The 23,200-nt window shown below is 70.4% G+C and carries 21 protein-coding genes; 8 read left to right on the top strand and 13 right to left on the bottom strand.

Going from position 1 to position 23,200, the window contains the following annotated elements; all coding sequences use genetic code 11:
- The first annotated feature begins 7 nt into the window (after positions 1–7).
- The 6 genes from Q1V88_RS11170 (at position 8) to Q1V88_RS11195 (ending at position 8,087) form a co-directional block, all read left to right on the top strand.
- The gene (locus Q1V88_RS11170; RefSeq protein ID WP_300681269.1) at positions 8–520 is read left to right on the top strand and encodes an FABP family protein; all 513 of its coding nucleotides are present in this window, start codon (positions 8–10) and stop codon (positions 518–520) included.
- Position 521: 1 nt separating this feature from the next.
- Entirely contained in the window at positions 522–971 is a 450-nt protein-coding gene (locus Q1V88_RS11175) for a Fur family transcriptional regulator (protein WP_300681270.1), read from the top strand.
- The gene (locus Q1V88_RS11180; protein ID WP_300681271.1) at positions 952–1,917 is read left to right on the top strand and encodes a folate-binding protein; all 966 of its coding nucleotides are present in this window, start codon (positions 952–954) and stop codon (positions 1,915–1,917) included. The genes Q1V88_RS11175 and Q1V88_RS11180 overlap by 20 nt, the downstream gene beginning before the upstream one ends.
- A gap of 8 nt (positions 1,918–1,925) precedes the next feature.
- On the top strand, positions 1,926–2,135 hold the full coding sequence (locus Q1V88_RS11185; protein WP_300681272.1) for a hypothetical protein: 210 nt from the start codon (positions 1,926–1,928) through the stop codon (positions 2,133–2,135).
- 70 nt (positions 2,136–2,205) lie between these two features.
- Positions 2,206–6,435: a hypothetical protein gene (locus Q1V88_RS11190; protein ID WP_300681273.1), complete on the top strand. Its 4,230-nt coding sequence runs from the start codon at positions 2,206–2,208 to the stop codon at positions 6,433–6,435.
- Positions 6,436–6,566: 131 nt separating this feature from the next.
- Positions 6,567–8,087 carry an FAD-dependent oxidoreductase gene (locus Q1V88_RS11195; RefSeq protein WP_300681274.1) on the top strand — a complete coding sequence of 507 codons (1,521 nt, stop codon included), beginning with the start codon at positions 6,567–6,569 and terminating at the stop codon, positions 8,085–8,087.
- 24 nt (positions 8,088–8,111) lie between these two features.
- Here the strand turns inward: Q1V88_RS11195 and Q1V88_RS11200 are convergent, their stop codons facing one another.
- On the bottom strand, positions 8,112–10,259 hold the full coding sequence (locus tag Q1V88_RS11200) for an RNA degradosome polyphosphate kinase (protein ID WP_300681275.1): 2,148 nt from the start codon (positions 10,257–10,259) through the stop codon (positions 8,112–8,114).
- 87 nt (positions 10,260–10,346) lie between these two features.
- Between Q1V88_RS11200 and Q1V88_RS11205 the strand changes: the two genes are divergently transcribed.
- On the top strand, positions 10,347–11,423 hold the full coding sequence (locus tag Q1V88_RS11205; RefSeq protein ID WP_300681276.1) for an alpha/beta hydrolase: 1,077 nt from the start codon (positions 10,347–10,349) through the stop codon (positions 11,421–11,423).
- A 91-nt stretch (positions 11,424–11,514) separates the two neighbouring features.
- On the opposite strand, the gene Q1V88_RS11210 is transcribed toward Q1V88_RS11205, so the two are convergent.
- The 7 genes from Q1V88_RS11210 to Q1V88_RS11240 form a co-directional block, all read right to left on the bottom strand.
- Positions 11,515–12,525 carry an inorganic phosphate transporter gene (locus Q1V88_RS11210; RefSeq protein ID WP_300681277.1) on the bottom strand — a complete coding sequence of 337 codons (1,011 nt, stop codon included), beginning with the start codon at positions 12,523–12,525 and terminating at the stop codon, positions 11,515–11,517.
- 11 nt (positions 12,526–12,536) lie between these two features.
- Positions 12,537–13,154, bottom strand: coding sequence for a DUF47 family protein (locus Q1V88_RS11215; protein ID WP_300681278.1), 618 nt, complete (start codon positions 13,152–13,154; stop codon positions 12,537–12,539).
- Between the two features lie 150 nt (positions 13,155–13,304).
- Positions 13,305–14,084, bottom strand: a complete 780-nt coding sequence (gene pstB, locus Q1V88_RS11220) for a phosphate ABC transporter ATP-binding protein PstB (RefSeq protein ID WP_300681279.1) — start codon at positions 14,082–14,084, stop codon at positions 13,305–13,307.
- Positions 14,085–14,120: 36 nt separating this feature from the next.
- Positions 14,121–15,197: a phosphate ABC transporter permease PstA gene (gene pstA, locus Q1V88_RS11225; protein WP_300681280.1), complete on the bottom strand. Its 1,077-nt coding sequence runs from the start codon at positions 15,195–15,197 to the stop codon at positions 14,121–14,123.
- Positions 15,194–16,141, bottom strand: a complete 948-nt coding sequence (gene pstC / locus Q1V88_RS11230; protein WP_300681281.1) for a phosphate ABC transporter permease subunit PstC — start codon at positions 16,139–16,141, stop codon at positions 15,194–15,196. Before pstC ends, pstA begins: the two co-directional genes overlap by 4 nt.
- A complete protein-coding gene (gene pstS / locus Q1V88_RS11235) occupies positions 16,138–17,244 on the bottom strand; it encodes a phosphate ABC transporter substrate-binding protein PstS (RefSeq protein WP_300681282.1) in 1,107 nt (368 codons plus the stop codon). Before pstS ends, pstC begins: the two co-directional genes overlap by 4 nt.
- Before the next feature lie 202 nt (positions 17,245–17,446).
- On the bottom strand, positions 17,447–18,409 hold the full coding sequence (locus tag Q1V88_RS11240) for an NUDIX hydrolase (RefSeq protein WP_300681283.1): 963 nt from the start codon (positions 18,407–18,409) through the stop codon (positions 17,447–17,449).
- Here Q1V88_RS11240 and Q1V88_RS11245 point away from each other — a divergent pair.
- The gene (locus tag Q1V88_RS11245; protein WP_300681284.1) at positions 18,408–19,421 is read left to right on the top strand and encodes a hypothetical protein; all 1,014 of its coding nucleotides are present in this window, start codon (positions 18,408–18,410) and stop codon (positions 19,419–19,421) included. The genes Q1V88_RS11240 and Q1V88_RS11245 overlap by 2 nt on opposite strands.
- A 19-nt stretch (positions 19,422–19,440) precedes the next feature.
- Here the strand turns inward: Q1V88_RS11245 and Q1V88_RS11250 are convergent, their stop codons facing one another.
- The 5 genes from Q1V88_RS11250 to purF all read right to left on the bottom strand — a co-directional run.
- Complete coding sequence (locus Q1V88_RS11250) at positions 19,441–19,590, bottom strand: hypothetical protein (RefSeq protein ID WP_300681285.1); 150 nt, start codon at positions 19,588–19,590, stop codon at positions 19,441–19,443.
- A 202-nt stretch (positions 19,591–19,792) separates the two neighbouring features.
- A complete protein-coding gene (locus Q1V88_RS11255) occupies positions 19,793–19,996 on the bottom strand; it encodes a cold-shock protein (protein ID WP_300681286.1) in 204 nt (67 codons plus the stop codon).
- A 473-nt stretch (positions 19,997–20,469) separates the two neighbouring features.
- The gene (locus Q1V88_RS11260) at positions 20,470–20,649 is read right to left on the bottom strand and encodes a DUF3073 domain-containing protein (protein ID WP_300681287.1); all 180 of its coding nucleotides are present in this window, start codon (positions 20,647–20,649) and stop codon (positions 20,470–20,472) included.
- Positions 20,650–20,844: 195 nt separating this feature from the next.
- Positions 20,845–21,906, bottom strand: coding sequence for a phosphoribosylformylglycinamidine cyclo-ligase (gene purM, locus Q1V88_RS11265; protein ID WP_300681288.1), 1,062 nt, complete (start codon positions 21,904–21,906; stop codon positions 20,845–20,847).
- 31 nt (positions 21,907–21,937) lie between these two features.
- Positions 21,938–23,200 (bottom strand): amidophosphoribosyltransferase (gene purF, locus Q1V88_RS11270; protein WP_300681289.1); only part of this gene is annotated, 1,263 nt, incomplete at its 5' end.

A 23,200-nucleotide genomic window follows, 5' to 3' on the forward strand; every position in this document is an offset into this window, starting at 1 on the left:
TCACGACGTGGCTTTCCAGATCCCCGACAACCTTCACCCCGACTGCGGCCCCGTTGCGTGGCTGCTGGGCACGTGGCGCGGCAACGGCCACGGGGACTACCCGACGATCTCGCCCTTCGAGTACGGCGAGGAGCTGATCTTCACCCACGACGGTCGGCCGTTCTTCCACTACATGTCGCGGACGTGGATCGTCGATCCCGAGACCAAGGAGAAGGTCCGCGAGGCGCACCTCGAGACCGGCTTCCTGCGCTGCTCGCCGGGCAAGGAGGCGGGCACGTCGGCCGTCGAGCTGGTCCTGACGCACAACACCGGCATCATCGAGATCTGGTACGGCCTGGCGGCCGGCGGCAAGCTCGAGCTGCACACCGCCGGCGTCGCCCACACCGAGACCGCCAAGGAGGTCGTCTCCGGCAAGCGGATCTACGGCAACGTCGAGGGCGACCTGCTCTACGCCTACGACATGGAGGCCGCCGGCCAGCCGCTCCAGCCCCACCTGTGGGCCAGGCTGAAGCGCGCCTGACATGACGTCCGGGGACTGGCGCGAAGAACTGCGTGCGAAGGGGTATCGGCTCACGCCTCAGCGTGAGCTGATCCTCGCCGCCGTCGACCGGCTCGGTCACGGCACGCCCGACGAGATCTTCGCCGAGGTCTCCACCACCGCGTCGGCGATCAACATCTCCACGGTCTACCGGACCTTGGAGGTGCTCGAGGAGCTGGGCCTGGTGCGCCACCTGCACCTGAGCGACCGGGCGCCGACGTACCACTCGGTGACCGGCGGCCCGGTCCACTTCCACCTGCTGTGCCGGAATTGCGGGCAGGTGATCTCCGTTGATGCCGAGAAGGCCGCCGAGTTCGCCGCGATGCTGAGCGAGGGGTTCGGGTTCACCGCCGACGTGGCGCACCTGACCATCTTCGGCGCCCACGACCACTGCCCCGAGGAGTCGCACGATCATGGCCACCACCATCACTAGCCCGCTGCTGAGCCTGCCCGGCGCCGTCGCCGCGGACGGGGTCGACGCCGCGGTCGCCGCGCACTACGGCTCGTTCAACACCGAGCAGCGCACGCTGGTCGCCGGCGAGGGCTTCGTGGACCTGTCCCACCGCGACGTCTTCACCGTCGCCGGTCCCGACCGGCTCACCTGGCTGCACTCCCTCACCTCGCAGGCCTTCGAGGGCCTGGAGCCGGGCGTGTGGACGGCCGCCCTGATCCTCTCCCCCACCGGCCACGTGGAGCACTTCTTCTCCGGCGTCGACGACGGCGAGTCGTTCACCGCCTGGACCGAGCCCGGCCGGGGCGAGGCACTGACCACGTTCCTGGAGCGGATGAAGTTCTGGAGCGACGTCACGATCACCGCCGCCCCGGAGACCGCCGTGGTGTGGCGAGCCGACGGCAGCACGCTGTTCGTGCCCCGCGCCGACCTGACCTCGCTGCCGGCCGCCCTCGGGCCGGCTGCCGGCCTGTGGGCGTACGACGCTCTCCGGATCGAACGGGGCGAGCCGCGCTTCGGCGTCGACACCGATGACAAGACGATTCCGAACGAGGTGGGCTGGCTGCCCGGCGGCCCCGTCACGGCCGTGCACCTGGACAAGGGCTGCTACCGGGGCCAGGAGACCGTCTCCCGGGTACACACCCTGGGTCGGCCGCCGCGCCGCCTGACGCTGCTCCACCTCGACGGCACCGAGAACCGGCTCCCCGCCGCAGGCTCGCCGATCACGCCGGCCGGTGCCGACGCGGACGCCCGGCCCGTCGGGATGGTGGGCTCCTCGGCCCGCCACCACGAGCTCGGACCGATCGCACTGGCCCTGGTCAAGCGCAACGTCGACCCCGGCGCCGCCCTCCAGGTCGACGGCATGCCGGCGGCCCAGGAGGTTATCGTCGACCCCGAGGTCGGGCTGCACGTCCGGCCGCTGCGCTGACGAGGCCGATGCGGCCCCGCTGGGTGTCGAGCGCCGTCCTGGCGCTCGCCGTCACCCTGCTCTGGTTCTTCGCCATCGCCGGCAGCTCCCGCTTCTCCGGCCCTGTGCTGTGGGAGTTCGGCTCCAGCAGCCACGGCGTGCACCGCGACGATCTGCTCGTCACGGCGGTCTGGCTGGGGTGCCTCTGGTACTGCCTGAGCACCGCGCGACGCCGCTGAGCTGACCGGGTTCCGCTGCCTGGCCGAGGAGGTCCGGTGAGGACAGCGGAGCCGATAGAATCGCACCGCTATGTCTGACTCCTCCTCGTCCCGTGATCGCCGCTGGTTCCGCCGAGCCGGGGCCGATGGCTCCGACGGTCTCGAGACGGGCAGCGAGACCCCCGCCGAGTCGAGCGCTCCGGCGGCCCCGAGCGTGCCGGGGACCGGCGTACCGACGACGGCGCGGGAGGCATCGGGACGGCCCAGCGAGCCCGACACGGCTGCTGCTGCGGCGCACCAGCTGCGTGCGCTGGCCGAGCAGGCCGCCGCCGCGCAGGCGATGGAGCGCGCCGACGCCGAGGAGGCCGCCGCCCGGGCCCTGACGGCGGCGACGGAGTCCCACGAGCGGGCTACCACTCACGCCGAGAAGGCCGCTGCCGCGCACGCCGCGCGGGAGCAGGCCGAGGAGGCGCTCGCGATCGTGCTGCGCCGTCACTCCGACGCGCAGGCTGCGGCCGAGGAAGCGGAGAAGGCACGCAGTGAGGCCGAGCAGCGCGCTGCGCAGCAGTACGTCGCCACCGCGGAGGCCGCACGTCGGCACCAGGAGGCGGTCGAGGCCGCCGAGTCCCGCGAGGGGGCCCTCCAGCAGAGCCTCACCGAGCTCGCCGAGGCGCGTCGCAGCGCCGAGGAGTCGGCCCTCGGCATGGCCGAGGCGGTCCGGGCGGCCCGCGAGGCCCGCACCGAGGCCGAGGCCCTCGCCGCCGAGCATGCTGCTGCTGCCGCGGCGGCCAACGCCGCCCGGGTCGAGGCCGAGCAGGTCGCCCACACCACGACGACCGAGGCGTTCGCCCGGGTCCAGACCGCTGCGGCCGAGGCCGAGCACGCCCATCGCGCCCGCGTCACCGCCGAACAGGCCGCCGCGGCAGCGAACGAGGCCGGCTCCGAGCGGCTTCAGGCAGCGCTGGACCAGACCGATGCCCGCCTCGCCGCCGCCGCGGAGCAGACCGAGCAGCGCCTCAGCGCCGCCGCCGAGGCAGCCGAGGCCGCCCACCAGTCCCGGATCGCCGCCGAAGGTGCCGTCGCCGCCGCCCGCCGCGAGGCCGAGCAGCAGATCGCGTTGGCCCACGCCGAGACCGAGCGCCAGCTCGCCGAGATCAAGGCCGAGTCCGAGGAGACCGCGGCCCGGATCCGCACCGACTCCGAGAACGCCGCCGCACAGACCCGTACCGCCGCGATGGGCGAGGCCCAGCAGCTCCACGACAGCACCCGCGCCCTGCTGGAGCAGGCCCAGACCGAGACCGCCTCGGTGCACGAGTCGCAGCGCGCCAGCCTCGCCTCCACGCACGAGGCGCACCGCAACGAGTTCACCCAGTGGGCGACCGCGGCGAGCACCGCGCACCAGGAGCGCACCACCGCCCTCAACGACGCCCACGCCGAGCACCTGGCCGCGCTCACCGCGTTGGTCGAGAAGACGGTCGCCGCCCAGGAGGCGCAGCGTGCCGAGCTCGCCCGGGTGCAGAACGAGCTGCTCGCTACCCTCGCCGCCCGCGCCGAGGAGGCCCAGAGCCTGCACGAGAGCCGGCTCGCGGCGCTGGACGAGGCGCACGAGTCGCATCAGTCCGCGCTGCGTCAGCTCGCCGAGGAGACCGCCGCGACGCACGCGACGCTGCGCGAGGAGACGGCCGAACAGCACGCGACGATCCGTCGGGAGACGGCCGAACAGGCCGCGGCGGTCCTCCGCGAGACCGCCGAACAGCACGAGGCCGTCCGACGCGAGACCGCCGAACAGCACGAGACGCTGCGCGCCGAGACCCGCGCCGAGCACGAGACGCTGCGCGCCGAGACCGCCGCCTCCCACGCCGACGTCCGCGCCGAGGCCGCCGAGGCGATGGCCCGGATGGCCGCCGACACCCAGGCCCGCCACGACGGGCTGCGGGCCGATACCGCCGACGCCCACCTCGCCCTGCGCGCCGAGACCGCCGCCCAGCACGAGGCGCTGCGCACCGAGCTGGCCGAGCAGGCCGACGCGATCGGGGCCGCCACCGCCGCCACCCACGAGCAGTTCCGTGCCGAGATCGCCGAGCAGCACGAGGCAGTCCGACGCGAGGTCGCCGAGCAGGCCGAGACCCTGCGTGCCGAGACCCTGGCCCAGCACGAGGAGCTCCGCGCCGCCACGCACGAGCAGCACAGCGCCGTACGCGAGGAGGCGACGGCCACCCTCGACCGCGCTACTGCGCTGGCGACCTCCGCGGCTGCAGCGAGCCAGGCCGCGCATGCCGAGTCGGACCGCAAGCTGGCCGACTTCCTCGAGGTGCGTACCCAGCTGGAGCAGGCCGCCGCCACCCAGCTCGAGGCCGCGACGACCGCGCACGAGGCCCGTCTGGAGGCCGAGCAGGCCGCCCGCGGCAAGGCGGTCGAGGCGGACGACGCCCATCAGGCCCGGACCGCAGCCGAGCAGAAGTACGCCACGTTCGTCGCCGAAGCCGAGGAACGGATCAGACTCCGCACCGAAGAGGCCGCGGCCGCCCAGCAGGCCCGCGCCGCGGCCGAGGAAGAGGCTCGCTCCCAGAGCGAGGCCGCCGCCGAGGCACACACCGCCCGGATCACCGCCGAGGAGCTCGCCGCCCAGTCGGTCAGCGAGCGTGAGCGTGCCGTGGCCGCCGCTGCGGCCGAGCGCGACGAGGCGTACGCCGCCTCCGCCGCAGCCCGCCTCGAAGCCGAGGGCCAGGTCACCCAGCACGCCGCCGCCCGCGCCGAACGGGAGCGGGAGGCGGCCGCCGCCCTCAGCGCTGTGCAGCAGGCCCACGAGGCCCGGCTCGCCGCCGAGTCGTCGGCAGCTGAACGGGCCGCCGAGGCCGAAGCCGCCCAGCAGGCCCGCGCCGTGGCCGAGGAGTCGGCCCGCCAGCAGGCCGACCGTGCCGCCCAGGCACAGGCCAACCGCGAGGCCGCCGAGCGGATCGCCTACGAGCGCGCCGAGCAGGTCCGCCTCGCCCAGGATGCCCGCACCCTGGCGGAGAAGGCGGCCAGCGAGGCGATCACGCTGCGCACCGCGGCCGAGTCCACCGCGGCCGAGGCGCTCGTGTCCCGCCAGGAGGCCGAGGAGGCCGCCCGCAAGCAGGCCAACGCCGCCCACGCCGCGCATGAGCTCCGCGCTCGCGCCGAGGCGATGGCGCGTACGGCGGCAGCGGCCGCCAAGTCCGCGCACAATGCTCGCAGCGAGGCCGAACAGGCAGCGCAGCAGCAGGCCCTGATCACCCAGGCCGCCCACGAGGAGACCAAGAGCGCCCTGGGCAAGGTCGAGGAGGCAGCCGACGTCGCCCGCGCCGCGCACCTCGCCGCCGAGGAGGCGCACCAGGCCCGCACCACCGCCGTCAACGAGGCCAAGACCGCCAGCGGCAAGGTGATGGAGGCCCTCACCGCCCGACTCGAGGCCGAGGAGGCGGCGATGATCGCCCAGGCCTCCCGCGAGGCCGCCGAGCAGGCCGCCAAGGCCCGTGCCGAGGAGGCGATGGCGACCGTGGTGGCCCGCGAGGAGGCCGAGTCCCGTACCGCCGACGCCCTGGCCAAGGTCGACGAGGCCGCCGCGATCGCCGCCGAGGCACACCGGCTCCGGGCCGAGGCCGAGGACAAGGCCGCCCAGGTCGCGATCGACCGGCAGGCCGTCGAGTCCTCCATCCGGCACCACACCGAGCTGGTCGAGACCGCCCTGTCCGAGCGGGTCGCGGCCGAGCAGAAGGCCGCCGCCCTGGCCCAGGAGCTGGTCGCCCTGCGCGCCTCCGTCGTCGACGTGCTCAAGGACAAGGGCGGCAAGCGCTCCGTCGCCGCCCTGCATGACCTGGTCGACCGGCCCTCGGTGCTGACCACTCCCGCGATCTCGGAGACCATCGACGTGATGGAGCACACCGGCGCGATCCCGGTGGTCTCCGCCTTCGCCGCGCCGCAGGTCGACGCCGCGCCGCCGGGGATCGGCTCCGCGCAGGAGCGCTGGATCCAGTCCGAGTTCGACAAGAAGGCCCGTGCCACCGAGCCGTCACCGGCAGCGAACGACGCCACCGCCGGGGCGCGCCGTGCCGACGTACAGTCGCGGGCGATCGGTTCGGTGCGGGTCTCCGAGGACGGCATGCTGACGCTGCCCGACGGACGCGACTTCGACCTCTACGACATGCGCACGGCGATCAAGATGCACGGTCGGCCCGGGCAGCGCCGCTGGCGCGTCGAGCTGGCCGATGCTCGTGGCACCGGCACGATCGACGCCAAGCTGACCGACCCCGACGAGTTCGTCCGGGAGCTGGTCCGCTGGCGGCCCGAGCTGGCCGGCTGAGCGGGCTGGCCGGGCTGACCCGGTTCCGCTCAGTAGGAGCCTTCTCGATGTGACCCAGGTCACGCGTCCTACGCTCGCCGCCCCGGCACCGGTTCGCGGTGTCCAGCAGTGGGACGGAAGGACCAGCGCCGATGAGCACGGAGTCGTCTGAGCAGCCGAACTGGGAGATCGAGTACGACGTCGTCGTCCTCGGCATGGGAGCAGCCGGCTCGGCCGCCGCGATCGAGGCGCACGACGCGGGGTGCCGCGTCGCGATCCTGGAGAAGCTCGACGGCGGCCTGGAGGGCGGCAACACCCGCGCCTCGGGTGGCTCCTGGTGGATCAACCAGGACCCGGAGCGGGCGGCGACCTACCTGAAGAGCCTCTGCGGCGGCTTCGAGGTCCCCCCGGCCGTGATCGCCACCTGGGCCGAGGAGACCAGCAGGAACACCGCCTGGGTGAGCGACACGGTCGGCGCGGCCGTCGCCCCGGTCGGCGGCGCCATCGGCGGCACCGGCCCCGGCATGCCGCCGGAGTTCCCCGAGCTCGACGGCAGCGACGTCTACCTCGGCCAGATGGCGGTCGGTGGGGTGCTCGGCGGTCAGCGACTGATCACGGCACTGCATGCCGCCCTCGAGGCCCGCGGCATCGACGTCCGCCGCGGCACCCCGGCCCGACGGCTGGTCCAGGACCCCGTCACCGGGCGGATCACCGGCGTGGTCGCGACCACGCCGACCGGGCAGACCCTGCGCGTGCGTGCCGAACGCGGTGTCGTCCTCGCCACCGGAGGGTTCGAGGCCGACGACGCGATGGTCCGCGACTACCTGCGCTTCACCCAGGCGCGGCCGTGGGGTTCGCCGCACAACCGCGGCGACGGCCACCGGATGGCGCAGAAGGTCGGCGCCGACCTGTGGCACATGGACAACATGATGGCGATCGACGGCCTCCAGGTCCCCGGCTACGACGCCGACTTCTACCTCCGGTTCTCCTTCCGCAAGGGCTTCATCTACGTCGACGCCGACGGGCGGCGGGTCACCAACGAGCTGCCCCAGTGGGGTCACGGCCAGAGCCACCAGCACGGCGGCTACGAGCTCACCCCGGTCCGCGGCCATCACGCGATCTTCGACGAGGCGACCCGACTCTCCGGCCCGATCTCGCCGAACAAGCGGATGCTGGAGATCGGCTGGAACGTCCTGATCGACGGCTACGACTGGAGCGACGACAACAGCGTCGAGGTCGACAAGGGCTGGATCCTCCGCGGCGACACCCTGGAGGAGCTGGCCGAGTGGCTCGGCGTGCAGGCGAGCGAGCTCACCCGCTCGGTGGAGCTCTACAACCAGGCCTGCGCCGCCGGGTACGACGAGCAGCATCGCCGTCCGGCCGCCACCCTCGACCCGATCGGCGCCGGCCCGTACTACGCGGTGACGTCCAGTCCGATGACCGCCTGGAGCAACGGCGGCCCCCGCCGGGACGAGCACTGCCAGGTGCTCGACCCGTTCGGCGACGTGATCGCCGGCCTCTACGCCGCCGGTAGCGTCAGCTCGACCTACAGCTGGGGCAAGGACGGCGGCTTCCACATCGCCGACGCGCTCGCCTTCGGCCGGGTCGCGGGCCGGTCCGCGGCAGCGGCAGCGGCCGCTCCGGACCTTCCCGGGGCGACCCGATCGGCCTGAGCCTCCGACTCCCTCGCGGACCGATCAGCGCTTGCGGCGCTGGTCGTCGATCAGCTTCGCCTGCAGGTCGACCGCACCGGAGTTGAGGGTCCACTCCCCCGCCGCGTCGAGCACCCACGCCTTGGTGTTGGCATCGAAGGCGCAGTCCAGCAGCTCCCCGAGCACGGCGACGTGGTCGGCCAGCGGGATCCGCACCAGCACCTCGACCCGACGGTCGAGGTTGCGGTGCATCATGTCTGCCGACCCGATCCAGGCGGTCGGCTCGCCACCGTTCTCGAAGGCGAAGACCCGGGAGTGCTCCAGGAACCGGCCGAGGATCGAACGCACCTCGATCGTCTCCGACAGACCCGGTACGCCGGGCCGCAGCGCGCAGATGCCACGCACCAGCATCTGCACCGGGACGCCGGCCTGCGAGGCGAGGTAGAGGGCATCGATCACCGCCTCGTCGACGACCGAGTTGGCCTTGAGCCGGATCCGTGCCGGGCGACCGGCACGGTGGTGGGCGATCTCGGCGTGGATCTGGTCGACCAGGCCCGAACGGACCGAGTCCGGGGCGACCAGGAGCTCGGCGTACTCGGTCTGACGCGACCATCCCGAGAGGTTGTTGAACAGGTGAGCGACGTCCTCGCCGATGGCGTCGTTGGTGGTGATCAGCCCGAAGTCCTCGTAGATCCGTGAGGTCTTGGGGTTGTAGTTGCCGGTGCCGATGTGGGTGTAGCGGCGGATCCCGCCGCCGTAGTGACCCTCGTCGCGGACGACCATCGCGAGCTTGCAGTGCGTCTTGAGACCGACCAGGCCGTAGACGACGTGGCAGCCAGCGCGTTCGAGCTTGCGCGCCCACCGGATGTTGGCGGACTCGTCGAAGCGCGCCTTGATCTCGACCAGGACCAGCACCTGCTTGCCCGCCTCGGCAGCGTCGATCAGGGCGTCGATGATCGGGCTGTCGCCGCTGGTCCGGTACAGGGTCTGCTTGATCGCGAGCACGTGCGGGTCGGCGGCGGCCTGCTCGATGAAGCGCTGCACGGAGGTCGCGAAGCTGTCGTAGGGGTGGTGCAGCAGCACGTCGCGGCGGCGCGCGGCCTTGAACACGTCGACCGGGGCGGCCGACTCCACCTCGGCGAGGCGGTGGTGGGTGGTCGGGACGAAGGCCGGGTACTGCAGCTCGGCCCGGTCGAGGTCGGCGATGCCGTGCAGTCCGCGCAGGTCCAGCGGCCCGGGCAGCAGGAAGACCTCGGCCTCGGAGATGCCGAGCTCGGAGACCAGCAGGGAGAGCACCGAGGCGGAGATCGACTCCTCCACCTCCAGGCGCACCGGCGGACCGAACCGGCGTCGCAGCAGCTCCTTCTCCAGGGCGGCGAGGATCGACTCGGCGTCGTCCTCCTCGACCTCCAGGTCCTCGTTGCGGGTCACCCGGAAGGTGTGCACCTCGAGGATCTGCATCCCGGGGAAGAGCTTCTTGAGGTGCTCACCGATGACGTCCTCGAGCGGCACGAACCGGTCGTTGCCCAGCGGCACGAAGCGGGTGAAGTTCGACGGCACCTTGACCCGGGCGAAGTGCTCCTTGTCGGTGCGCGGGTCGCGGATCAGGACCGCCAGGTTGAGACTCAGCCCGGAGATGTAGGGGAACGGGTGCGCCGGGTCGACCGCGAGCGGCGTCAGCACCGGGAAGATCCGCTCCTTGAAGAGCTTCTTGCACGACTTCTGCTCGGCCTCGCTCAGCTCGCTCCAGCGCAGCAGCTCGATGCCCTCCTCGGCCAGGGCCGGGAGCAGCTGGCCGGTGAAGACGGCCGACTGCCGCTCCGAGAGCGCCCGGGCGCCGGCCCAGATCTGCTCCAGCACGTCACGCGGGAGCAGGCCGCTGGCGGCACGGACGGCGAGGCCGGCGGCGATCCGGCGCTTGAGACCGGCGACGCGGACCATGAAGAACTCGTCGAGGTTGGAGGTGAAGATCGCCAGGAACCGGACCCGCTCCAGCAGCGGAAGGCGCTCGTCCTCGGCCAGCTCCAGCACCCGCTGGTTGAACTTCAGCCAGGAGAGCTCGCGGTCCAGGAACCGGTCATCGAACTGCTCGACGGCGGCCAGCTCGACATGGTCGGGCACGTACGGCGGCTCGACGTCGTACGAGCCGACCTCGGGCACCACGGGGTCGATGTCAGGAACGTCGAGCGTCATGGCCCGAGTCTGCCACCACGAGATGAACAGCAGGCGACTTCCTTCACCCCATGTCCCAACTCACATTCCGACGGTATGTTCCCTTCCATGAGTATCTTCGCGAAGGCAGCCGGCCGCGCCGGTGCGGCCGCAGGTGCTGCGGCCACCAAGGTCACCGGCAACGCTGAGAAGGTGGCGTTCTCCGCCACGATGGCCCTCCCCGACGCCGCGCTGCGCCGGATCGCCGGGCCCCCGGTCGTGCTCGACGGACAGACCCTCGCCGTCGACACCCAGGCGATGCTCAAGCTCGCCGGCGTCTCCGGTCCCGCCGTCGAGACCCTCCCGATCATGCAGGGCCGCAAGGGCCTGCTGCGCCAGTCGACGCTGGCCGGCGGGCGCCAGCAGGTGGGCTCCTCGCGCGACCTCCAGGTCGCCGGCATGGGCGCCCGGCTCTACCGCCCCAGCGTCCCCGCCGACCCGGGTGCGGCCGGGCCGCTGCTGGTCTTCTACCACGGCGGCGGCTTCATCTACGGCGACCTCGACTCCCACGACGCCCCGGCACGCTTCCTCTGCGAGCAGTCCGGGATCCCGGTGCTCTCGATCGACTACCGGCTCGCCCCGGAGGCCTCCTTCCCGGCGGCGTACGACGACGCCCTGGCCGCGTTCGCCTGGGCACGGGAGAACGCCGCGACCCTGGGCGTCGACCCGGCCCGGATCGGGGTGGGCGGGGACTCGGCCGGCGGCAACCTCGCCGCCGGGGTCGCGCTCGCCGTCGGTGGGCAGTGCGCGTTCCAGCTCCTGATCTACCCCGTGACCGAGACCGACGAGAACCCGACGGCCAGCCGGTCGATGTTCGGGGAGGGCTTCTTCCTCACGACCCGCTTCATCGACCTTGCGGTGGCGACGTACGTGCCGGCGGGGATCGACCCGCGGGACCCGCGGCTGGCGCCGCTGTACGCCGAGGTGCCGGCCGACATCGCTCCGGCGTTCGTGGCCACCGCCGGATTCGACCCGCTCCGCGACGAGGGCGAGGCCTACGCCACCAAGCTGGAGAAGGCGGGCGGCAGAGTCGTCCAGCGCCGGTACCCCGACCAGATCCACGGGTTCCTCAACGTGCTGCTCGCCCGTTCCTCACGTGCAGCGACAGCCGACATGGCGGCCGAGCTGCGGCGCGGGCTGGCCTGAGTCGGCCCCGGGGCGAACCCGGATCTCGACCGTGGTGAACCCGGAAGTCGGCGGTGGTAAACCCGGATCTCGGCGGTGGTGAACCCGGATCTCAGAGCAGGATCGGCTTGAGCACCCAGTAGAGCAGACCTGCCACCAGACCGGCGGCGGGGAAGGTCGAGACCCAGGCGAAGACGATGTTGCCCGCGACCGACCAGCGCACGGCGTTGAGCCGCTTCGAGGCACCGGCACCCATGATCGCCGAGGTGATCGTGTGGGTGGTGGAGATCGGGGCGTGCCAGACGAACGCGGTGGTGTAGAGCACCGAGGCGCCGACCAGCTCGGCGGAGAAGCCGCGGGCCGGGTCGAGGTCGATGATCTTGCGACCGAGGGTGCGCATGATCCGCCAGCCGCCGGAGTACGTGCCCAGCGAGATCGCGCTCGCCGCGCCGATGATCACCCACAGCGGGAGGTCGTCGCCGGCGGTGGCGTGGCCCGAGGCGACCAGCGCCAGGAAGATGACACCCATCGTCTTCTGGGCGTCCTGCAGGCCGTGGCCCAGCGCCAGCGCGGCAGCGGAGACCGTCTGGAGCAGACGGAAGCCGCGCAGCACGCGGGTCGCGGGGTGGTTGCGGAAGATCCACATGATCGCCAGCATCACCGCGAACGCGGCACAGAAGCCGACGATCGGCGAGGCCACCATCGGGATCAGCACCTTGTCCACGATCGTCTGCCAGTGCACGTCGGCCACCGTCGGGCCGGCCACCAGCGCGGCTCCGACGAGTCCGCCGATCAAAGCGTGCGAGGACGAGGACGGGAGCCCGAAGTACCAGGTGATCAGGTTCCAGGTGATCGCGCCGAGCAGCGCGGCCATGATGATCACCAGCGCGTGCTTGGCGTCAGCAGCGCTCAGGTCGAGGGTGTCGGCCACCGTGTGGGCGACCTTCTGACCCAGGAGCGCACCGATGAAGTTCATCACCGCCGCGAGGATCAGAGCGACCTTCGGGGTGAGTGCCCGCGTCGACACCGAGGTGGCGATGGCGTTGGCAGCGTCGTGGAAGCCGTTCGTGTAATCGAATGCCAGGGCAATGATCACAACCGCGATGACGATCGCGAGAGTCATGCAGACAACCCTTACGACTCTTTGAGAGCGATCTGCTCGATGGTGTTCGCGACCCGCTCGAAGCCGTCGATCGCGGACTCGAGCTTCTCGACGATGTCCTTGAGCTTGAGCACCTCGACGGCCTTGTACTCCCCGGAGAAGATCTGGGCCAGGATCCGGCGGTGGTTCTTGTCGCCGGTGTTCTCGAGCCGGTTGATCTCGATCCAGTAGGCCTCGAGGGACTTCATCGACTGCAGCTTCGGCATCGCCTCGGCGGTCAGCTCGGCGCAGCGCTGGAGGACGGCGACCTGGTCGCCGAGCTCGGGCGGCAGCACCTTGACGCCGTAGACCAGGACCATGTCGACGACCTCGTCCATCTCGTCCATGACGTCGTCGAGCCCGGAGCCGAGCGCGTAGATGTCATCGCGGTCGAACGGCGTCACGAAGACGGAGTTCACCCGCTTCACGATGGCGTGAGTGGTCTCATCGGCCTGGTGCTCGGCCTCGCGCATGCGCTTGGCGACGTCCTCCCGATCGGAAGTGTCGCTGAGCATCTCGGCGAGGAGATCAGCCCCGACCACCAAATGCTTGGCGGACTCGGTGAACAGATCGTAGAAGGACGTATCGACCGGACGGATACGGAACCGCACGAAGGACCCCTGTGGTTTGGGTGACGAACGCCCTCACTTTAGGGGACCCCCCGGCGGTTGTCGTAACCCTGACCAGCGGTTTCTTAACCTTCAAAGCACCTGTTCACCAAGTGTTCATCTACGCCCTCTCGCGCCGGTTGGATCGTTCACTCAGCCGAAGCGGCCGGAGATGTACTGCTCGGTAGCCTCGTTGTCGGGGTTGGTGAACATCTTCTTGGTCGGGTTGAACTCGACCAGGTGCCCCGGCTGCCCGGCGGCCTTCAGGTTGAAGAAGCCGGTCTCGTCGGAGACCCGCGCCGCCTGCTGCATGTTGTGGGTCACGATCACGATCGTGAACTGGTCCTTGAGCTCGTGGATCAGGTCCTCGACCGCAGCGGTCGAGATCGGGTCCAGGGCCGAGCACGGCTCGTCCATCAGCAGGACCTCCGGCTCCACCGCGATCGCGCGGGCGATGCACAGCCGCTGCTGCTGACCACCCGACAGGCCCATGCCGGGCTTGCTCAGCCGGTCCTTGACCTCGTTCCAGAGGTTCGCGCCGCGCAGCGAGCGCTCCACGATCGCGTCGGCCTCGGCCTTCGGGATCCGCTTGGAGTTGAGGCGGTTGCCGGCCAGCACGTTCTCGTAGATCGACATCGTCGGGAACGGGTTGGGCCGCTGGAAGACCATGCCGATCATCCGGCGCACTGCCACCGGGTCGACCTCAGGCGCATAGAGGTCCTGGCCGCCGACGGCGATCTTGCCCTCGACGCGGGCTCCGGGGATCACCTCGTGCATCCGGTTGAGGGTGCGGAGGAAGGTCGACTTGCCGCAGCCCGAGGGGCCGATGAACGCCGTCACCGAGCGGGCCTTGATCGTCATGTCGACGCCCTCGACGGCCTTGAAGTCGCCGTAGTAGATGTTGACGTCGCTGACGTCGATGCTCTTGGCCACCGGAGTGTTTTCCTTTCGAGCGCTGTCTGCGCCTGCTCAGCGCTTGGTTTTCGGAGCGAAGATCTTGCTGATCGCACGCGCGACCAGGTTGAGCACCATCACCAGCACGATCAGGATCAGTGCCGCCGACCAGGCGTTGGAGAAGCCCTGCGGGGTGGCGGTGTTGTACTGGGTCATGATGTAGACCGGCAAGGTCATCATCCGCCCGCTGAAGAGGTTGTAGTTCACCGACTCGAAGGTGCCGACCGCGACCAGCAGTGGCGCGGTCTCACCGATCACACGGCTGATGGCGAGCACCACACCGGTGACGATGCCGGCGAACGCGGTCGGGATGACCACCTTGACGATGGTCCGCCACTTGGGCACACCGAGCGCGTACGACGCCTCCCGCAGGTCGGCGGGGACGAGCCGCATCATCTCCTCGGCCGAGCGCACCACCGTCGGGATCATCAGCAGCGACAGCGCGATGGAGCCCATCACACCCATCCGGGTGCCGACCCCGAAGATCAGGGTGAACAGCGCCAGCGCGAACAGACCCGCGACGATCGAGGGGATGCCGGTCATGACGTCGACCAGGAACGTGATCGTCCGGCCGATCTTGTTCTTGCCGGCGTACTCGGTCAGGTAGATCGCGGTGAAGATGCCGATCGGGACCGAGATGATGATCGCGCCGAGGGTGATCATCATGGTGCCGATCAGGGCGTGCTTGAGGCCGGCGCCGACGATCAGCTTGCCGGTAGCGGGGTCCAGGGTCTGGACCTGGTCGTGGGTGAGCAGGTCCCAGTTGATCCCCGGCACGCCCTCCTTGAGGACGACCCAGATCAGCCAGACCAGCGGCACCAGGGCGACCGCGAAGAGCGCCCACACGATCGCGGTGACGAACCTGTCGGTCGCGGCACGGCGGTTCTCCACCACCAGGGACCAGACCGGGATGCCGACGATGGTGAGCAGCCCGCCGATGATCACGAACGGGACGATGCCCATCCCGAGCAGCAGCGCGAGCAGCCCCGACAGGGCGAAGCTCAGGACGAAGACCAGCCATCCGGCGTACGCCGGCAGACGGGCCGAGTCCAGGGTCGGCATGGTCGAGGGGGTGAGCTGCTGAGTGGTCACGCGAGCTTCCTCTGCGAGCGGCCGGAGACGTACCGGGCGATGAAGTTCACCGCGAAGGTGAAGACGAAGAGCACCAGGCCCGTGGCCAGCAGCACCGTCTGGATCCGGGTGTCCTCGGCGTTGTACTTCGAGGCGATGTTGGAGGCGATCGTGGCCGGGTTCGTCGAGGAGATCAGGTTGAGGCTGACGATCGGCGTGGCCGAGAGCACCATCGCGACCGCCATCGTCTCGCCCAGCGCTCGGCCGAGGCCGAGCATGATGCCGGCGATCATGCCGGAGCGGGCGTAGGGGAAGACGGCGTACCGGATCGTCTCCCAGCGGGTGGCGCCCAGGGCGAGGGCGGCCTCCTCGTTGAGCCGCGGCGTCTGCGCGAAGACCTCGCGGCAGATCGCGGTGATGATCGGGATGCACATGATCGCGAGCACGACGCCGGCGACCAGGATGGTGCGGCCGGTGGCCGAGGCGGGCCCCTTGAAGAGCGGGATCCAGCTGGCGTGCTCAGCGAGCCAGGCTTGCACCGGCTGGAAGGCGACGGCCAGCGACCGCGCGCCCCACAGGCCGAAGACGACCGAGGGCACCGCGGCCAGCAGGTCGATCACGTAGGCGATCGGCGTGGCCAGGCGGCGCGGGGCGTAGTGCGAGATGAAGAGCGCCAGCCCGACGGAGAAGGGAACGGCGATGATGAGGGCGATGATCGCGGCGAGGGTCGTCCCGAAGAGGAGCTTGCCGACGTACACCCAGAAGTTCGAGGCACCCGGCCCGTAGACCTCCGCGTCAGCGTGGAAGCCGGGCAGTCCCTTGACGGCAAGGAAGACGAAGACCGCGGCGAGCGTGACGAGGATGGTGAGGCCGGAGGCCAGGGCGAACCGGGAGAAGACCCGGTCGCCCTGGCCGTGGGACCCGCCAGCCGTCAGCTCGGCGGCTGCGTCTGGCGCGGTCTTCACTTCGCGGTGATCTTCTCGAGGATCGCCGTGGCCTTGGCGGAGATGTCGCTCGGGAGCGGCGCCGACAGGGCGTTGGTCGCGGCAGCCGTCTGGCCAGCCTCGGAGACGGCGAACTCGCCGAAGCCCTTGACGATGTCAGCGGTGGCCTTGTCGCTGTAGGTCTGGCAGGCGATGAAGTACGACGCCATGAAGACCGGGTAGATCGAGGCGTCGGTGGGGACGCGGTCGATGTTGTAGACCAGCTGGGTGGCGGCGGCGCCGTCGACCAGCTTCGAGGAGGCCAGACCGGCGGCGGCGCCGTCGGCGGACGGGGCGACGTAGGACGAGCCGACCTTGACCGAGACCTTGCCGAGCTTGGTCGAGGCAACAGCGGAGTCGTCGGCGTAGCCGATGGTGCCCTTGCCCTCGGTGACGGCGTTGATCACGCCGGCGGTCTTCTCGGCGCTCTCACCGGTCTGGGTCGGCCAGTCGCTGCTGTGCTCGGTCTTCCAGGCACCGCCCGAGGCCTTGAACAGGTAGTCGGTGAAGTTGTCCGTCGTGCCCGAGGAGTCACTGCGGTGGACCGGCGAGACGGCCAGGTTCGGCAGCTTGGCGTCGGGGTTGAGCTTCGCGATCGCCGGGTCGTTCCAGTTCTTGATCTCGCCGTTGAAGAGCTTGGCGATGGTGGCGGCGTCGAGGTTCAGGGTGCTCACGCCGTCGACGTTGAAGATCACGTCGATCGGGGAGACGAAGACCGGGACCTCGATCGCGTCGGTGCCGCCGCAGGCCTCCTTGGCCTTGGCCAGGTCAGCGTCCGGGATCGCGGAGTCGGAGCCCGCGAACTTGTAGGCACCCGAGTAGAAGTTGTCGCGACCCGTGCCGGAGCCGACCGGGTCGTAGGTGATGGTCGCGTCGGCGTTGATGGCCTTGTAGCCGGCACGCCAGGCCTCCTGGGCCTTCTCCTGCGCCGAGGAGCCACCAGCAGCGATGGTGCCCTTGGAGCTACCGCCGGTGGAGGACTTGTCCGTCGAGTTGTCCGACGAGCCGCAGGCGGCGAGCGAGGCAACGACCGCGATAGCGGCGACGCCGGGGAGAACGCCCCGGCGGAGGGAAGTGGTGATCACTTCGGACTCCTAGATTTTTTCGCTTGATCTTCGATGTTGACGAGATCGACGTTAAGGAGCCCAGGTGACCTGCCCGGGAGGCCAAAGTGAACGGGTGGTGTACGCGCCATGCCGTTTTGGTGTCCCCGAGCGGCCAGAGTGGCGAATCGAGGGTGAATTACCCTCAGGGGGCCTTGACTTCTCAGGTGAACAGCCGAGCGACTCAGTGCACGGCGGGATGCCCCGTCGGCGTCGGCAGGTGACGCTCCACCGCGACCGGAACGCCCTTGCGCAGGTGCACGATCAGCACCTCGCCCTTGTCCAGGTCGGGGTCGGCCAGCCCGAACGCCGCCGCCACGGCGGGCATCACCGGGCGATGGGTGCACAGCGCGACGGGCTGCTCCCCCACCGCCGTCCGGGTCCGCTCACGGGTCGCCTTCGGGCTGGTGCCCTCCTCGCTCAGCAGCGGCTCGGGCTCGATGGTGAGGCCGACCGTGCCGGCGTACGGCGCCACCGTGTCCACACAGCGCACGCTCGGGCTGCTGACCACGCGGGCGACGCCGTATGCCGCCAGCACCGGCGCCAGGTGAGCGGCCTGGGCCCGCCCGGTCGCCAGCAGCGGCCGGAGGGTGTCCTCGCCCCGCCAGCGGGAGCGAGCCCGGGACAGGGCGTGCCGCACGATCACGACGGTCTCGGTCCGCTTGGGCTGCTCCAGCGCCTCCGCGAGGGTGTCGCGGTCGTAGGAGTAGCTCAGCAGGTCGACCGCCTCGGTGACCGGCACCCAGCGGACCTGGTCGATCTCGGCGTTGGGCACGTAGTCGGCGACGTCGACGGTGTTGGGGGCCAGGGCGTCGGTACGAACCCGGCCGATCCAGTAGAAGACCTGCTTCATCCCCTTGCTGGTGGCATAGCGCTGGGTGGCCAGCGGGCGCGCCAGCCGGATCCGCAGACCGGTCTCCTCCTCGACCTCGCGCACCGCCGCCGTGACGGTCAGCTCGCCGCGGTCGCGCTTGCCCTTGGGGAAGGACCAGTCGTCGTACTTGGGCCGATGGACCAGCAGGACCTCACCGCCCTTGCTTCCTGGGCGGAACACGATCGCCCCGGCTGCGACTATTTCAGTTGTCCTCCGGACAACCAGACTCTCGGTCGTTCTACCCCTCGCCACACCCCTAGTCTGTCTGATCATGAGGCTGACGGCGCAGGGCAGGCGACGGATCACCCAGGCGTGCGCCGCGATCGTGGCGCTGGTGCTGATCTGGGCGGGTGCCTCGTGGTGGCACGCCGCGCACCGATCGGCGCTGGTCAAGGCGCTCGACCTGGTCCCCGGTGACGCCCAGCGGATCTCGTGGACCGACTGGTCGGCGGTGATGAAGAAGGTGGGTCGCAAGGGCGGCACCGCCGGCATCCTCGACCGGGCCTACGACGCCGACCTGTCCTCGACCTCGGCGATGGTGACCTCGGCCGCCGCGCTGGACAAGCTCGGGCTGCCGATCACGGACCTGCGCACGGAGACCTTCGCCCAGGCCGACGACGGCGCCGTGGTCGTGCTGCGGGTCGACGGCGCCCAGCGCTGGGTGGCGCGGCTGGCCAAGGCGGGCTGGAAGAAGAGCGACCACGGCGTGTACGACGGCTCCGCGGTCGCCCCGGAGCTGCAGCTGAGCCCGGAGCTCACCTACGTCACCACCGCGGGCGACCTGGTGGTGGCCAGCGACGACCCCGACTACGTCCGCAAGGTCGCCGACCGCGACATGGTCAAGCCCGTCGCAGCGATGACGAAGGCCGCCGAGCAGCTGCCCTCACCGGTCTCGGCGGTGCTGTTCTCCGGCGACTACACCTGCGGCCATCTGGCGATGAGCCAGGCCGACGACCTCGACCAGGAGCAGGCCCGGGTGCTGCTGAGCTCGGTCGGCGGACTCGATCCGCTGACCGCGTTCGCGTTCGGCTACTCCCCCGACGCCAGCCACCTGCGGGTGGCGATGACGTTCGACAACGACGACGTCGCCCGGCACAACGCCGAGGCGCGCGCGACCCTGGCCCGCGGCGACGCTCCCGGGCAGGGCGGGTCGTTCCGCGACCGGTTCACCCTCACGAAGGCGAAGGCCTCGGGCACGGTCGTCACGCTGGCGCTGACCCCGAAGCCGGGACAGAGCGTGCTCTCGGACCTGTCCAGCGGGCCGGTGCTCTTCGCCGGCTGCTGAGCGGAGCCCTGCGGCCGGGTCAGCTGGCCCTGACGCCGAGGATCGCGTCGATCTCTGCCTGCGACAGATGCTCGTCGGTCTCGCTCGCGGCCACGATCAGGTTGGTGGTCAGCTCCACCTCACCCATCAGCTCAGGGTCCACCAACGATGCGTCGAACTGCTCATTCATCCACTGCCCCCAGTGCCGGTCCTTCACGATTCAGCCTCCCAGCCCCCACCTACCCTCTCCAGCGTAGGGACAAACCCCCAACGCCGTCGGGCTTCGCGCAGAAATAGCAACAGGCCGGTGTCCCTGGGGACACCGGCCTGTGACAGCTATGAGGACGAGGCCTCAGCTTGATGACGGCCCTGACTCACGTCAGGGCGTCGTTTCACAGAGGACGAACGTTCTCCGCCTGCGGACCCTTCGGGCCAGCGGTGACGTCGAACTCAACCTTCTGGTTCTCGTCGAGCGACTTGTAGCCATTGGACTGGATGGCCGAGTAGTGCACGAAGACGTCGTCGCCGCCGTCCTCCTGCGCGATGAAGCCGAAGCCCTTCTCAGCATTGAACCACTTCACGGTGCCCTGAGCCATTGCTCTTGTATCTCCTTAGTCGGGGCGAGAGTCCGCCAGCTTCGACGAACTCACAACTCATGCTGCCAACGCCTTCCGACGGAACTGCACCTGTTGCGTGAGGAACACTACCAACGCAACGCCGTTTGGAAACCTTCCTCGCAAGGAAATCCGTCAAGCGGACATGAAGGTTCTGCAACGAGCGCATGTCGTTATGGCACGCGGACGCACACACAGGGCCTCCGCGGCACCCCTCGACAGCGCGCAGAACGCAGCGCCACAGGGGCTCTCTGAGCGTGCCTGACGCTCAGTACGTGTGACGATCCCGCACGAGACAGGACCGGACGACGGCTCGGACTCTCTCCGGCACCACCAACGTCACGCGGGGCGAAGCCACCGCGTGCCGTTCTCGTACCGGAGAGGAGTCCGACGGATCCGTCGCATCAGACTCACAGCACTGGTCTGGACCTCAGCCCACACCAGTGCCGACGACCTCAGTCGCGCGAGTCCTCCGCGTAGTCAGACCAGGCGCCGTAGTCCACCTCTTGGTCATCCGTCGCATCGTGTCCGCCATGCAACTCCCGCGCAAGGGCACCGAAGTCCGTGTCCTGAGTGCGGTACTTGAGGTCGCGAGCGACCTTCGTCTGCTTGGCTTTCGCTCGGCCGCGCCCCATAGGGTCAGCCCCCTCGCACGTAGGCCGGGGCCACAGGCTCCCGGGCGTCTCACTGTGTTTTCGTAGGGCCAACGCTACCTGCTCCATGGGCCCGAACGCACACCGGCGTGGCGAAAACGTGTTCGCCTATGGCGAATCTGACACTCTCTCCCCGTGTTCGGGGGCGCAGCGAGCCTCAGATCCGCCCTGAGCGGCTTACCAGCCCGGGTGCTGGCCGACCAGTGACACCCGGCCCGCGAGGCCCTCAGCGGCCGCTGAGACTTCTCCAGCGACCCAGGCGTCGATCCCGGCCTCGGCCAGGATCGCCAAGGTGGCGTCGACGCTCTCGGGAGCGGTCAGCGAGACCATCCCGACACCCATGTTCAGGGTCGCCTCCAGATCGGCCTGCGCGACGTCGCCGGTGCGCTTGACCAGATCGAAGATCGGGGCCGGCGTCCAGGTGGCGCGGTCGATCGTGACACTGACCTCGGCCGGGACGACCCGCTCCAGGTTGGCGGCCAGGCCGCCACCGGTGACGTGGCTCATCGCGTGCGTCGCGGTCTCGCGGGCGACCCGCAGGCACGGCTTGGTGTAGAGCCGGGTCGGGACCAGCAGCTCCTCGCCCAGGGTCGAGCCGAGCTCGTCGATGTGGCCCTCCAGCGGGAGGTTCGCGGTGTTGAGCAGCACGTGCCGCACCAGCGAGTAGCCGTTGGAGTGCAGCCCCGAGGAGGCCATCGCGATCACGACGTCGCCCGGGGTGACCAGGTGCGACCCGATCAGGCCGTCGGCCTCCACCACGCCCGTGGTGGCTCCGGCGACGTCGTACTCGTCGGGGGCCAGCAGGCCCGGGTGCTCGGCGGTCTCGCCGCCGACCAGCGCCGCGCCGGCCTCGGCGCACGCCATCGCGATGCCCTTGACGATCGCGGCGATCCGCTCCGGGACGACCTTGCCGGTGGCGATGTAATCCGTCATGAAGAGCGGCTCGGCGCCGCAGACCACGAGGTCGTCGACGACCATGCCGACCAGGTCGAACCCGATCGTGTCGTGCACGTCCATCCGGCGGGCGATCTCGACCTTGGTGCCCACACCGTCGGTCGAGGTCGCCAGCAGCGGCCGCTGGTACGCCTTGAGCGCACTCGCGTCGAAGAGCCCGGCGAACCCGCCCAGCCCGCCCATCATCTCGGGCCGGCGGGCCTTCTCGATCCACTCCTTCATCAGGTCGATGGCCTTGTCGGCCGCCTCGATGTCGACTCCGGCGGCTGCATACGCGTTGGTCACGGGACTCCTCGTTGAACGATCTGGCGCAGGATCAGGGGTTGTTGAGCACAGGCAGAGCTTTGCCCATGGTCGGCGACTGCAGGCTCACCTCGAGCAGGTGCTTGCCGAGCTGGCTCTCGTCGGGCAGCGCCACCGGGTACTGGCCGGTGAAGCAGGCCGTGCAGAGCTGGTCCATCGACTGCCGGGTGGCGTCGACCATGCCCTCCAGCGAGATGTAGCCGAGCGAGTCGGCCCCCACCGAGGCGGCGATCTCGTCGACGTCGAGGCCGTTGGCGATCAGCTCGGCGCGGGTGGCGAAGTCGATGCCGTAGAAGCAGGGCCACTTCACGGGCGGGCTGGAGATGCGCACGTGCACCTCGGTCGCTCCGGCCTCCCGCAGCATCCGGATCTGGGCGCGCTGGGTGTTGCCGCGCACGATCGAGTCGTCGACCACGACGATGCGGCGACCGCGGATCATGTGCTCGAGCGCGTTGAGCTTGAGCCGGATGCCGAGCTGGCGCAGCGTCTGCGACGGCTGGATGAAGGTGCGGCCGACGTAGGAGTTCTTGACGAAGCCCTGGCCGAAGGGGATGCCCGACTCCTCGGCATAGCCGGTCGCCGAGGGCGTGCCCGACTCGGGCACCGGGATGACGAGGTCGGCGTTCACCGGGAACTCGCGAGCCAGCACGCGGCCCATCTCGACGCGCGACTCGTGCACGTTGCGCCCGGCGATGGTGGCGTCGGGGCGAGCGAGATAGACGTACTCGAACACGCAGCCCTTGCGCTCAGGCGTGGCGAACTTGCGCGACCGCAGACCGTTCTCGTCGATGATGACCATCTCGCCGGGCTCGATCTCGCGGACGACGGAGGCGCCCACGGTCGCCAGCGCGGCATCCTCGGAGGCCACCACCCAGCCGCGGTCGAGCCGGCCGAGGGAGAGCGGCCGGACACCGTGCGGGTCGCGCGCGGCGTACAGGGTGTTCTCGTCCTGGAAGGTCAGGCAGAAGGCGCCGCGCAGCGAGGGCAGCAGTTCCAGCGCCGCCTGCTCGAGGGTCTTGTCGGCGGCCTCGTAGGCCAGCAGCGCGCCCACCACGTCGGAGTCGGAGGTGGCGGCTTCGGAGCTGCCGTAGATGCCGAGCTGCCGGGCGCGGTCGGCGAGGTCGGCGGTGTTCACCAGGTTGCCGTTGTGTCCGAGGGCCACGCCGTTGCCGGCCGCGGTGTGCCGGAAGATCGGCTGCGAGTTCTCCCAGCTGGTGGAGCCGGTGGTCGAGTAACGACAGTGCCCGACGGCGATGTGACCGGCCATCGAACCGAG

The sequence above is a fragment of the Nocardioides sp. genome, assembly GCF_030150155.1.
Taxonomy (GTDB): domain Bacteria; phylum Actinomycetota; class Actinomycetes; order Propionibacteriales; family Nocardioidaceae; genus Nocardioides.

Coding starts and splice junctions, on each gene's coding strand:
- Q1V88_RS11205 (WP_300681276.1), top strand. CDS start 10,347: ATGAGTATCTTCGCGAAGGCAGCCGGCCGCGCCGGTGCGGCCGCAGGT.
- Q1V88_RS11245 (WP_300681284.1), top strand. CDS start 18,408: ATGAGGCTGACGGCGCAGGGCAGGCGACGGATCACCCAGGCGTGCGCC.
- Q1V88_RS11180 (WP_300681271.1), top strand. CDS start 952: ATGGCCACCACCATCACTAGCCCGCTGCTGAGCCTGCCCGGCGCCGTC.
- Q1V88_RS11185 (WP_300681272.1), top strand. CDS start 1,926: ATGCGGCCCCGCTGGGTGTCGAGCGCCGTCCTGGCGCTCGCCGTCACC.
- Q1V88_RS11195 (WP_300681274.1), top strand. CDS start 6,567: ATGAGCACGGAGTCGTCTGAGCAGCCGAACTGGGAGATCGAGTACGAC.
- Q1V88_RS11240 (WP_300681283.1), bottom strand. CDS start 18,409: ATGATCAGACAGACTAGGGGTGTGGCGAGGGGTAGAACGACCGAGAGT.
- Q1V88_RS11255 (WP_300681286.1), bottom strand. CDS start 19,996: ATGGCTCAGGGCACCGTGAAGTGGTTCAATGCTGAGAAGGGCTTCGGC.
- Q1V88_RS11260 (WP_300681287.1), bottom strand. CDS start 20,649: ATGGGGCGCGGCCGAGCGAAAGCCAAGCAGACGAAGGTCGCTCGCGAC.
- Q1V88_RS11175 (WP_300681270.1), top strand. CDS start 522: ATGACGTCCGGGGACTGGCGCGAAGAACTGCGTGCGAAGGGGTATCGG.
- Q1V88_RS11200 (WP_300681275.1), bottom strand. CDS start 10,259: ATGACGCTCGACGTTCCTGACATCGACCCCGTGGTGCCCGAGGTCGGC.
- Q1V88_RS11250 (WP_300681285.1), bottom strand. CDS start 19,590: ATGAATGAGCAGTTCGACGCATCGTTGGTGGACCCTGAGCTGATGGGT.
- Q1V88_RS11210 (WP_300681277.1), bottom strand. CDS start 12,525: ATGACTCTCGCGATCGTCATCGCGGTTGTGATCATTGCCCTGGCATTC.
- Q1V88_RS11190 (WP_300681273.1), top strand. CDS start 2,206: ATGTCTGACTCCTCCTCGTCCCGTGATCGCCGCTGGTTCCGCCGAGCC.